This is a genomic window from Enterococcus sp. 9E7_DIV0242 (assembly GCF_002140975.2).
Classification (GTDB): Bacteria; Bacillota; Bacilli; order Lactobacillales; family Enterococcaceae; genus Enterococcus_L; species Enterococcus_L clewellii.
This window is the reverse complement of sequence record NZ_CP147247.1, coordinates 687,050-699,912: the sequence shown is the minus strand read 5'-3', so window position 1 is coordinate 699,912 and position 12,863 is coordinate 687,050. Positions and strand designations below refer to the sequence as shown.

9 protein-coding genes are annotated in these 12,863 nt (G+C 38.7%); all 9 read left to right on the top strand.

The window, feature by feature from the left end; all coding sequences use genetic code 11:
* Positions 1–4 precede the first annotated feature (4 nt).
* The 9 genes from A5888_RS03350 (at position 5) to A5888_RS03310 (ending at position 12,788) form a co-directional block, all read left to right on the top strand.
* Positions 5–1,567: a family 78 glycoside hydrolase catalytic domain gene (locus A5888_RS03350; RefSeq protein WP_086347824.1), complete on the top strand. Its 1,563-nt coding sequence runs from the start codon at positions 5–7 to the stop codon at positions 1,565–1,567.
* Between the two features lie 53 nt (positions 1,568–1,620).
* Positions 1,621–2,505 carry an ROK family protein gene (locus tag A5888_RS03345; protein WP_170924692.1) on the top strand — a complete coding sequence of 295 codons (885 nt, stop codon included), beginning with the start codon at positions 1,621–1,623 and terminating at the stop codon, positions 2,503–2,505.
* A gap of 239 nt (positions 2,506–2,744) precedes the next feature.
* Positions 2,745–3,194 carry a GNAT family N-acetyltransferase gene (locus A5888_RS03340; RefSeq protein WP_086347822.1) on the top strand — a complete coding sequence of 150 codons (450 nt, stop codon included), beginning with the start codon at positions 2,745–2,747 and terminating at the stop codon, positions 3,192–3,194.
* 248 nt (positions 3,195–3,442) lie between these two features.
* On the top strand, positions 3,443–5,239 hold the full coding sequence (locus A5888_RS03335; protein ID WP_086347821.1) for a penicillin-binding transpeptidase domain-containing protein: 1,797 nt from the start codon (positions 3,443–3,445) through the stop codon (positions 5,237–5,239).
* Positions 5,240–6,326: 1,087 nt separating this feature from the next.
* Positions 6,327–7,799 (top strand): DUF1958 domain-containing protein, encoded by a 1,473-nt coding sequence (locus A5888_RS03330; RefSeq protein ID WP_249274407.1) that lies wholly within the window; start codon positions 6,327–6,329, stop codon positions 7,797–7,799.
* A gap of 709 nt (positions 7,800–8,508) precedes the next feature.
* Entirely contained in the window at positions 8,509–8,997 is a 489-nt protein-coding gene (locus tag A5888_RS03325) for a hypothetical protein (protein WP_212647163.1), read from the top strand.
* A 195-nt stretch (positions 8,998–9,192) separates the two neighbouring features.
* On the top strand, positions 9,193–9,996 hold the full coding sequence (locus tag A5888_RS03320) for a MurR/RpiR family transcriptional regulator (protein ID WP_086347820.1): 804 nt from the start codon (positions 9,193–9,195) through the stop codon (positions 9,994–9,996).
* Positions 9,997–10,109: 113 nt separating this feature from the next.
* Positions 10,110–11,474, top strand: a complete 1,365-nt coding sequence (locus tag A5888_RS03315) for a glycoside hydrolase family 1 protein (RefSeq protein ID WP_086347819.1) — start codon at positions 10,110–10,112, stop codon at positions 11,472–11,474.
* An 18-nt stretch (positions 11,475–11,492) separates the two neighbouring features.
* Positions 11,493–12,788, top strand: coding sequence for a PTS sugar transporter subunit IIC (locus A5888_RS03310; RefSeq protein WP_086347818.1), 1,296 nt, complete (start codon positions 11,493–11,495; stop codon positions 12,786–12,788).
* Positions 12,789–12,863 lie beyond the last annotated feature (75 nt).

The following is a 12,863-nucleotide window of genomic DNA, read 5'->3' as shown; positions in this document are numbered from 1 at the left end:
TAGAATGGAGTTTCAAAAAAATACGGATATTTCATTTACCACTAACGAGCTATTTATGCAAAAATTGACTCAGATCCCTATAGAAAAATACCATCGAACAGTGGCACCAAACAAAGCTTATGCTATTGAATCTACCGTAAATCGACTTTCGGAAAAAGGGCTTCATTATGATTCTGCGACGGGTCTGGAGCTACAGCGCAAAAGTACAACGATTCTTGATTTTGGAGACCATTGTGTAGGACGTGTTTCTTTATCGATTCGCTCTGTAGGGAGTCCGCCTGATGCACCAGTGAAGCTAAAGCTCTCTTTTGGAGAAACACTGGAAGAGGTCCAGCGGCCTTTTGAAAGCTATCATGGGGAACTGAGTTCTTCGTGGCTTCAAGAAGAGCTGTTAACATTGGATGTTTTACCAAGTACTTTGGAGTTGAAACGCCGCTTCGCTTTTCGTTTTGCTAAAATAGAAGTGATAGATACGTCACCTAAATACCATATCTGGTTATCGTTGACCTGTAAAACGGAAAGCTCTGCTGATCCGGATGCATTCAAGTCGTTGGAAACAGAGGATGAATTGCTGAAAAAAATTGATTTAGTAGCTCAAAAAACGTTGGCGCAATGTATGCAGGAGGTTTTCGAGGATGGGCCAAAGCGGGATCGGCGTTTATGGTTAGGGGATCTGCGGTTACAAGCCTTAGCTAACTATAAAACTTTTCATGCCACGGAACTGGTAAAAAAATGCCTCTATCTTTTTGCTGCAAAAACGACGGATGAGGGACAAGTTTCTGCTAATGTTTTTACGGAACCGGTATTGATTCCGGATGATACATTTCTAGCTGACTATAGTCTATTTTTCATTGATACGCTGTTGCAGTACTTCCAAGAAACACAGGATGCTGAAACCTTAGACGAACTTTATCCAATCGCTGTTGCACAGGGAAGCTTACTACAAAAAGCGATACACTCCTCTGGAAAGGTGGAACCTCCTTCGGGCTGGTGGGCATTTATTGATTGGAATGATGAGCTGGATAAACAAGTAGCGATTCAAGGGATTTTTATCTATTCCTATAAAAAGTTAAGAAAATTAGCAGAACTAAAAAGAGACAAAGACTTATTTGCTGAGACGAATTGCTTAATAGAACTTCTGGAACAGTATGCTTTGAAGGAGTATTATCAAGAGGAGCAACAATTATTTATTGATCCTAAGACCAACCAACGATCCATTGCCTCTCAAACTTGGATGGTCCTAGCTGAGGTAGGGGATGAGACATTTAGAAGGAGTGTGCTGATTAAAACCTTAGAGAGAGCTAATAAGATGGTTGGCTGTAACACCCCTTATATGTATCATCACTACGTAGAGGCACTGTTCCAAGAAGGCTTTCAACAACAAGCAGTTGAACTACTGAAAAGCTATTGGGGCGGCATGATCCATGCGGGGGCTGATACATTTTGGGAGGTGTACAATCCTGAAGCACCTGATCTATCCCCCTATGGAGATGCAATGATCAACAGCTATTGCCATGCATGGAGCTGTACGCCATGTTATTTATTAAGAACGTACGAGTTTGAATGAAGGAATTTTTTTGAGGAGAAAGGAAGTGACTCCTACTGGATAACTACTTAAGTTTGGATATTGGTGGAACATTTACTAAATCTGCCATCATCGATCAAGAAGGAAAGATAAGGACGACCGATAAAATCGAGACACCCAAAGATGCTGCAGCGCTCTATGCATTAATTGATCACTTATTAAAGACAACAGCTGTCTCCTTTTCTGGGGTTGGAATCAGCTGTCCTGGGAAAATCAATGGTCAGACAGGAGAAATTTCTTATGGCGGATCACTTCCCTATCTACACGGTCTATCACTCAAGCAATATATAGAAGAACATTATCAGTTGCCTTGTTGTGTATTGAATGATGGAAAAGCGGCTGTTCTTGCAGAGCTTTGGCTGGGAAATCTTAGGAACATTCGCAATGGTGCAGCCATTGTTCTGGGTACTGGTGTTGGTGGCGGTATTATTGTTGATGGGAGATTGTTGAACGGGAGCCACTTTCAAGCAGGTGAGTTGAGTTTTATGGTAAATAGTTCAGATGGAGCAGACAACTACCCGTTGGTCGGTGCCTCTCTTTCTGCTGTAAAATTTGTTAAACAGGCATGCCGTATACTGGGAAATACGAATGAGCATGATGGTCGGCTTGTATTTGCTGAATTGGAAAAAAAGAATCCGAAAATCCTTTCTTTATTTGAGGAATATTGCCGCAAAATCGCTGGTTTAGTCATTAATCTTCAAGCGGTATTAGATAGTGAAAAAGTGGTAATTGGCGGAGGGATCAGCTCACAGCCGTTATTGCTAAAGGAAGTCAATAAACAGTATTTGAAAATTAGAGAGAACAATCCTTTGATGAAGAAAACGTTATCGGAGATAGACATTGAACCCTGTTGCTTTGCTAATAAATCCAACTTACTGGGTGCGATTTATGAGTTAGTGAATGAACATCATGATAGGTAAGTTCGTTGGAGAACATGCACATTGCCTTTTTAGTTTCCACTCCTATTCTTTGTGAGAAACATGTGAACGAATCAAGTTTCTTAATCCCGTTTATTAGGTGGAATGGAGGTGCTGTCGTTCGCCTTATGAAAGACATCTTGATTGGGACGAACTGTATGCTTTTCATTAGTTATCCACTCTTAGTCAGGTGTATGATTAAATGAATGACAGAGAGAGTAACAAAGGAGAGATAAGCAAAAATGGACTGGCAGAATGTTCGACCGAAGGATCAAGCTTGGCAGAGTATAGCTAAAAAGATCGATGAAAAAGAATGGGAAGCTGCTCATTATTTAGCAGGTACTATGCGCAAAGAGGCCTTTAATGATTGGGAAGGCGTTATTGCTGTATTCGATCAAGAGGAGTTGGCTGGTTTTTGCTCGTATGTGAAGCAGGATATCGTAGAAACGTTGACATACACGCCATATATTGCAACTGTTTATGTTGATCCAAAGTATAGAGGACAGCACCTTAGTCAAGCTTTAGTTTCTAAAGCAGAAGAGCAATTGATAGTAGCCGGTTTTTCAAAAGTATACATCGTTTCTCAGCATCAAGGGTTATATGAGCGGATGGATTATAAAAAAATAGGTGAAGCAGAAGATATTTTTGGACGAAGAATGGTTGTTTATAGAAAAGAACTAAGGAATATTTAGACAGTACGTCTATAGAACAGAAGAAAAATTGACAGCAGGTCTCTCTGATTTTGAGACCTGCTTATTTGTGTGTCATTCGCTATAAAAATTCAGAGGATGTTTTTATATAACTTTTTGGCTGTCGATCAATAATAGAATATTCTGGAAATGACTACTATTTTGAGGTGTTCTTTCCCTTGTAGTTAATGATAGAATAGAAATAAGCCCTAAAAAAAGTGAATGAAAATAAAAAGGTTAGAGGTGTATGGATGAAACTGAAAAATAAGTATAGCCCACAGAAAAATAGGAAGATGGTAGGAATTATTTTATTAGGGGCTACGTTGTTGGTGTTTGCCTTAGTCGCTGGTCGGTTGATCAAGATCGTTGGTAGCGGGAAGGTTGCAGGGGTATCTTTAAAAGAAAAAACGAAAGATTTATATAATGGGATGGATAAGATTTCAGCGAAAAGAGGGAGTATTTTAGATGCTTCTGGCAATATATTGGCGGAAGACTCTGTTTCATTTTCTGTGTATGCGGTATTAGATGAAGAGTATGTACAAGTAGATGGCACAAAATTATACGTGCAAGAAGAACATAAAGAAGCAATTGCGACTATTCTTCATGAGCAAGCTCTGATTGAAAAAAATTTGGTTTTAAAGCAGCTGACTCCTCAAAAGAATGAAGAGGGAAAGCTGATTACAACGGTGGAGTTTGGCGAGAAAGGAAACGGCCTTAACTTTGAGGTAAAAAATAAAATCGAGGATGAGTTGGAGAAAAAAGAGATTTCTGGTATTTACTTTAGAGAAGGCAAAAAGCGTTTATATCTAAATGGCCGATTCGCTTCTTACTTTTTGGGCTATACAAGCATAGTGGAACAAGAAGAAATAGGGATGATGGGGATTGAAGCGACTTATGATGAGGTACTAAAGGGAAAGGAAGGCTCCGTAATTTATAAAAAAGATAAAAATCAAAACAGCATACCGGGAACAGAGCAAGTGATAGAGCCTGCTCAAGACGGTGCTAAGATCGTCACGACTATAGATAGTATTTTGCAGCTTAAGCTGGAGGAGCTATTACAAGAAACAACAGAAAAATATGAACCTCAACTAATTACAGCAAGCTTAATGGAAGCTGAGACGGGCAAACTATTAGCCTTGTCACAACGACCAACCTTTGAACCGGAAACATTAAAAGGATTAGATGAAGAAAGTGCGATATGGCTGAACCTATTGACAGAGGATGAGTATGAACCTGGATCAACGATGAAGCCTTTTACAATTGCTGCAGCAATGTCGGAAGGGATCTATGATGAGAATGAACGCTTTCTTTCAGGGGATTTAGAGTTCTATGATGTTTTAATTAATGATTGGAATAATGGTGAGGGAAAAGGGGAAATGACCTTTCGACAAGCACTGGCTTGGTCAAGTAATGTTGGTATGGTTACGCTTGAAGAGCGTATGCCGGAAAAATGGCAAGAGTATATTCAGGCATTTGGCTTTTTGAAACCGACAGATATTAAAGTGACTAATGAACTTTCTGGTACAATTCAGACTGGAACACCGGTTGACAGAGCAATGACCTCTTACGGTCAGGCAATTGGGGTAACACATTTACAGATGCAGCAAGCCTACACAGCAATAGCAAATGATGGGAATATGATGAAGCCCTATTTGATAGACAAGATCATTTATCCGGATGGCACGGAAGAGGTTACTAATCCGGAAATTGTGGGAACACCAATCTCAAAAGAGGTTTCAAACAAGGTGTTAGAATACATGGGCGATGTGGTCAATGATTCTGAATATGGAACGGGGAAACAGTACGCTATTGATGGAATAAGCACTGCTGCTAAAACCGGAACAGCCGAATTCTCCGAAAACGGTATTTACAACAAACAAAGCTACCTTCACTCTGTAGTGCAAATTGCGCCAAGAGAAAATCCTAAATACATTTTTTATATGACAATCAAAGCACCGACTTTAGATGGCACAACAGCAAATGATATTATTTCAACTGTTTCTAATCAATTGTTGACACGTGCTATGACTCTCAGAGAGAATCATTAAATCTTCCTTTAAAGTAAATGATAGAGACAACATACCGAGATCGTCTAGTTGTGTTGAATACCTAAGAAAAATAGACATCCTCAAGAATGAAAAAGGATATTTTTAATAGAAATTCGAATCACAATGTTGTTCTTTTTAGCTCATTTTTTCTGATATTCTAGTGGATTTTTGGCTAAAACCATGTTCTATTATCATACGGAATATGCTAAACTAATAAGTGAGTTTTTTTGCTCGATATAGTATAAATGAGTTAGCAATTCGTTTATCAAGAATACAAAAATAATGGATACAAAGGATAAACGTAAAAAAGTAACCGGCTACCTGACCACTTTTCTCAACAAATATAAAGGAGAACTATTTCCCTTTTACCAAGAATCCTAGGGAAATAGCTATCGAACCATGAAAATGAAGCAAGCCGGCAATTACTTGACTGCTTGCTACAAAAAATAAAAGGAGAGCCATTATTCTTTTATCAAGAATGCTAGAATAATGGACATCGAACCACCAAAATGAAGAAAGTAGACAATTACTTGGCTACTTTCCACAAAAAATAAAAGGAGGACTATTTCCCTTTTACCAAGAACCCTAGGGAAATAGCTATCGGACCACGAAAATGAAGCAAGCCGGCAATTACTTGACTGCTTTCCACAATAAATAAAAGGAAAGTTATTATTCTTTTACTAAGAATGCTAGAATAATGGACATCGAACCACCAAACTGAAGAAAGTAGACAATTACTTGACTGCTTGCTACAAAAAATAAAAGGAGGACTATTTCCCTTTTACCAAGAACTCTAGGGAAATAGCTATCGGACCATGAAAATGAAGCAAGCCGGCAATTACTTGACTACTTGCTACAAAAAATAAAAGGAGAGCCATTATTCTTTTACTAAGAATGCTAGAATAATGGACATCGAACCACCAAACTGAAGAAAGTAGACAATTACTTGACTGCTTGCTACAAAAAATAAAAGGAGAGCCATTATTCTTTTACTAAGAATGCTAGAATAATGGACATCGAACCACCAAAATGAAGAAAGTAGACAATTACTTGGCTACTTTCCACAAAAAATAAAAGGAGAGTCAGTTTGAAAAAAATAAGAAATGGTTTTTGGGTGTTTTATGTTGTTATTGTTAGTTTGATTCTATTAGCTCTGCCTATACCTGTACACGGAGAAGAGTTTGAGGATATTTTAGATATCACTCGACAGGCAGGCTACGATGTTTTGGATATTAATAAGCCGAAAGCAGCGATTGTGATTGATGGCAGTAATGGTCAGATTTTATGGGCGAATCAACCGGATGAAATTCGTGACCCAGCCAGCATTACGAAGATGATGACGGTTTATTTAGTTTTGGAGGCAATTAAGCAAGGACAGTTGTCCATGGAAACAGAAATTGTTGCTAGTGAGACGGATCAGGCAATTGGTCAAATTTTTGAAATAAGCAATAATGATATTGTTGCCGGAGTTGCTTATCCAGTCCGTGATCTTCTTTATATGGTGACAGTGCCATCATCGAATGTCGCTACAGTGATGTTGGCAAATCAGATTTCTGAGCAAAATGCCGGTGCATTTATCGATAGGATGAATGCGAAGGCACAAGAGTTGGGCATGACGAATACGAAATTCTTCAATTGTAGTGGGGCTTCTGCTCAAAGCTTTATGGGCTACTACACCCCGGAAGGCTATGATCAATCTACAGGAAACCAGACAACTGCTCGTGATTTAGCGATAATGACTTATCATTTGATCAACAATTATCCTGAGGTTCTTGAATTTACCAGTCAACCAGTTGTCAAGACGATGGAAGGAACACCTTATGAAGAGACTTTTGAAACGTATAATTATTCCATTCCGGGAGCTCAATACGGGGTAGAAGGTGTTGATGGACTGAAAACGGGGTCTAGTCCGGCTGCTGGATTTAACTATATTGCTACGGCCAAGCGTGGCGAGACTCGATTGATCGAGGTCATCATGGGTGTAGGTGACTGGTCTGATCAAGATGGAGAATATTATCGTCATCCTTTCGGAAATGCGTTGCTGGAAAAAATGTTTGCAGAATATGAGTACCAAAAGCTAGTACCAGCTGGTTTGCATGAAGTGGATGGACAAAAAGTTACCTTGGATCAAGATTTATATGGTGTTGCCAAGAAGGGTAGTACACCAAATTTAAGAGTAGCGGATAATCAAATGATTGTTGATAACGGTCTGCAAATCGTTTCGGATAAGCTACAAACATTAGCAATTACGTACCAACCACTTGCAGAGGACAAGGGTGAGCCAACAGCTTCTGATTCAAAAGAAAGTGTCGCAAAGCCCGCTTCAAAATCTAAGTTAACAGATTTACTAACTATTGAAAATGCTATAAGTGTGGCATTGGTTGTTTTAGGGGGCATTCTATTATTAATTGCTCAGTCGATGCGTTCAACCTCGAAGGATGGAAGCTATTCTCGCAGACGGCGTAAAAACTCACGATTTAAATTAATTGGTCGACTTTTAGGAGCAGCAAGTATTCTTGGTGGTATTATCTGGTTCATTTTCAATAATTTGTTGCATTAAGCACTAGTATAAAGCTATTATTTGTACTAATAGTAATCCTTTATTCAGCTAAACCAACAAAAGTCACTGCTCGAATAAAAAGAATTTCTTCTGATTTAGCAGAGGCCAGATCCAACGGCTACTACTAAATCAGAAGTTTTTTGTTGAAGAATACACAGAAAGAGATGCCTGGCATATTTTACTTTAGCTGATGTTAACTAGTTTTTTTAGTGTTCAATTAATTGTTTTTTAGCTGTAAAGAAAGCATTTCATCTTCAATAAGTCACTGTTAGTGTATTCAATTTCTTTATTCAAGTTGAAGCTATAACTATTTCTAATCTAAAGATTATAATTTGATTAAAAATTATGTTTGAAACGCTTTCATTTGGTGGTATAATCAAATCAAAAAAAGAAGGATTTGATGTGCATGGAAATTAAATGTAATTGTGGACATAATTTTACTGGAGTCAACCTTTTTGAAGTACAAAAATCTAGGAATGCTATTTCTCGAGAGATTGATGTGGTGTCATGTAAGCGAAACGGAGATAAATGGGTGTTTCGATGCCCAAAATGCAAAAGTGAAATAGCTAAATAGTATAGGCCTCTTAATTGAGGCCTTCAGACTGTAGACAAAATCAAACTATAAAGAACAGTAATAATTATTCAAAATTGTTCTTTCGCTTTTAACCATGCTACAATTTACTAAATTAAAATTTGAGGATGGGAAAATATGATGGCAAAAGAAAAGGGGGCATTTAAAGACTTTTTACTGGCAGTTGCGCCGGAACACCAAAGGTTTGTGGAGAAGCTTAATAACATACTTATTAAACAGGGATGTGACCTTGTAATTAAAGAAGTAAAAAGCGGTTATACTGCTTCATACCAACTGAAGAAAAAAACAGTCATGAATTGGGTATTTCGCAAGTCAGGTATTTTGGCAAGAGTTTATGGGGATCATGCAAGCAAGTATGAGGACATAATCGCTTCTTTGCCTGCTGATATGCAGAATAAAATGACTGCTTCTCGTGACTGCAAGAGACTTATTGACCCTAGTGCTTGTAGCCCTACCTGTGTTAAAGGTTTTGTTTATGTCTTGAATGGAGATATACATAAAAAATGCCGGAATGCCGGAATGTTTTTTCTGCTAACGAATGAAAGTGCGAAACATATAGCTGATCTAGTCTGTGCAGAGGTTTCTGTGCGTAAGTCAGTTTCATAGCGGCAGAAAAGTTATGTCCAATAAATTCATATTTTAACAGTCTAAAGATCTCTTACAGAGGTCTTTTTTCTGTTTGAATTCTCATGAGCGCACCTACATTTCCTGTTTGAATTTTTCATGAAATAGAGATAAGGCTTTAAATCTCACTTTTTTCATTGTATATTTAGGAGAGAATACATTTTGGAGGTGGAGAGGTTGGATAATCGAGGGACCTCTGTCAGAAGTATTGTACTGCGTTATATAAATAATCAAAAGAAGCAGGACAACAATTACTTTATTGCACAAGCAATTCTAAAAAACTTTACGGAAATTCCTCAGATGACGATTTATGATTTGTCGGAGAAATGCTTTGTCTCTACGTCAGCTATTTCACGTTTTATCCGTTTAATCGATTTCTCTTCTTATACAGAGTTCAAGAGCGCGGTCGAAAAGGAGATCGATATTGTCAGTGACTATTCGAAAAAGCTGGTGCAGCCCTCTGAAGGAGAAACAGCTGAGTTTATCAATGACTATACGGAAAACATTCTCACTAATTTGCTATATGTGAAGAAGCATGTCGCAGTTTCACAAATTGAAACAATCGTGTCGGCGATTCATTCGGCAGAGAATGTGGCTGTATTAGGCTTGGAGTTTGCGGCTTTTATGGGGCAACATTTTCAAAGTAAAATGGCAAGTATGGATAAGCTTATCCAAATGGGCTTTACGATGGAGGAGCAATTAGAACTCGTGGAAAATATCCAACCAAACGGTTTGGCGCTGATTTTTTCAATGGAGGGCGGTTTCTTCTATTTTAGTGAAAAAGTTATTTCTGCGTTAAAGAAAAAGAATGTCACCATTATTGCATTTACTTTCAAAAATTCGCCAATCATTGAGCGAAGTGCAGATGAAATCGTTGTTTGCGGAGAAATCAATGATAATACGGAAGGGCGAATTTCTATCTTATATATGATGGAGCTGTTGATTTATTATTATATGCGAAATATTTATTTAACGACATAGTTTCATATTTTGAAACAAGGCCTCTGGATTTGAAACCAGAGGTCTTGTTTTGCTGTCGTCCGAGTAAATCAATCATGGTATCGTTTTCTTATAAAGAAAGGACGGATGTACGAATGGGAAAAAAAGATTTTTACTGGGGCGCTTCAACCTCAGCATTTCAAGTAGAAGGAGGTTTCGGTGAAGGAGGAAAGGGCGTGGCGACAACCGATGTCCGAAATGTACCTGATGGGATCGCTGATTCAAAAATTGCCTCAGATCATTACTATCATATGTTAGAGGATATTGCGCTCATGGAAGAGTTGGGAATCAATCTTTATCGTTTTTCGTTCAACTGGACACGGGTAATGGGAGAAGGAATGGAACCGAATCAAGAAGGGATTCAGTTTTATAATCAATTGATTGATGCGTGTATAGGGAAAGGGATTACCCCGTTTCCTACACTTTATCATTTTGAAATGCCGCAAGCCTTTGTTACAGCCTTTGGTGGTTGGAAATCAAGAGAATGCGTCGATCGGTTTGTGGATTATGCAGAAGTTTGCTTTCAAAATTTCGGAGATCGAGTGAAGCTATGGGGAACGATCAATGAACAGCTGATTGTCAGTGCGGCCTCAGATTTGAATGGTAACCATGAAACAGACGTGGACGAAAAAATGAAACAGATGTATCAAATGAGCTATCACATGTCTTTAGCAGAGAAAAAAGCGATACAGCGGTTTAGAGAAATCGTAAAGGATGGAAAAATCGGACCGGTTTGTTCGATGCAAGTCGTTTACCCAGAAAGCCCCTCACCGGAAAATATTTTGGCTTCAAAAAACGCAGAGGATTTTTTGCAAAATTGTTTCCTTGATATGTCAATGAACGGCGAGTATCCTAAAAGCTATAGCAATTATCTGCATACTAAGGGCTGGTTTCCGAAAACAAAGCCAGAAGATCGACTCATTCTAAAGAGTAACAAGCCTGATATCATCGGGATCAATTATTATTGCAGTACCTGTATCCGCGCAGTTGAAAAAGGTGAAGATACAAGCAAACTGCCACCTTTTTATCGTAATGAGTTATTTACTTTGGGGAATAACCCGCATTTAGTTAAAACAAAATGGATGGAATTTGGTATTGATCCGGAAGGTCTGTATATTGGGATGCGAGCTATTTATGAAAAATACAAATTGCCGATGATCGTCACTGAAAATGGTCTTGCTTTTTCTGATGTGTTGGAAGATGGAACGGTTCATGATGACTACCGCATCGATTATTTAAACCAGCATATCAAGCAATGTGAACGCTTTATCGAAGAAGGCTATCCTTTGTTAGGGTATAGTCCTTGGTCCTTATTAGATTTGGTCAGCTCCCATCAAGGCTTCAAAAAACGGTATGGTCTGATTTATGTGGATCGAACCGATACAGATGTGAAAGAATGTCGCAGAATTCCTAAAGACAGTTACTACTGGTACCAGAAAAAAATAAAAGAAAATTACTAATAAAAAGGAGCAAGTCTAATGAATGCATTTATTCGTTTTATGGAAAAACGCTTTATTCCAGTTGCTAATAAAATCTCTTCCAATAGATATTTGAAAAGTGTGAGTACGGGGTCGATGTCCTTATTGGGTGTCATTATGTTGGGGTCTATCTTTACAGTTATCTCTAGCTTTAGTTGGGAACCCTATCAGAATTTCTTAGTCAGTACCAATATTGGCACCGTGTTGAACTATATTCCAGCGTTTACGATCGATCTTTTAGGACTATATATGGCATTTAGTATAGCTTATTGCGGTGCAGGAATTTTTGGTATTAAGGAACAGGCCTTGGGAACAGGCTTGATTTCATTGGTCAGTTTTCTGTTATTGAGTCCACTTACTGAAAATCCGGAAGAAAGAACTGCGTTTCTCAATACCAGTTACCTAGGAGCTAAAGGCGTCTTTGTGGCAATCTTTGTCTCGTTGATCACGATTCAACTGATGAAGGTGTTTGTTAATAGGAACTTTACGATCAAGATGCCGGAAGGGGTTCCGGAAATGGTAACGAAGTCGTTTACTTCATTGATTCCTGCTGTAGTGATCGCTACATTCTTTGGCATCGTCAAGCTTCTGTTTAGCTTATCTAGCTTTGATACAGCGACGGATTTCATTTATACGCTACTTCAAGAACCCTTACAGTCGTTAACAGGCTCATTGCCAGCCTTTTTGATTCTAATTCTAGTTTCTAACTTATTATGGTTTTTCGGTATTCATGGATCAATGACCGTGTTACCGATCCTGATGCCTATTTTCTTAGGTTATTTAGCTGACAATAGCGCCGCTGTAGCTGCGGGCGAAGCGGTACCAAATGCAATCAACTTTGGATTATATGATTTGGCTTGTTTGGGAGGAAGCGGTGCGACGATTGGACTAGTGACGAACATGTTCTTTTTCTCAAAAAGTAAACGATACAAAGCGTTCTCTAAAATTGTATTTCCTAGCGGCTTATTTGGTGTCAACGAGCCTGTCGTCTTTGGAATGCCGATCATGCTGAATGTGATGCTGCTTGTGCCGTTCTTATTAACACCATTAGTAATCACTGCGCTTGGGTATGCATTGATTTCTTTGGGAATTATCACAGCACCAATAGGCATCTTGGGTGCAGGGGCTCTACCGCCACTTGTTCATGGGCTGGTTCAAGGCAGTCTTTCATTTGGTATATATGAACTGTTTGCAACAGCGATATCCATGCTGATTTACTTCCCATTCTTTAAAACACTAGACAATCAAGCTGTGAAGGAAGAAAATCTAGCACAGGAAGAAGCGGTGCAGCAATAGCTAAAAGAGCGGTTAGGACATAACAAAATAATAGGGATGAGCGCAAGGCACAATGCATCGTCTTGCGCTCATTTC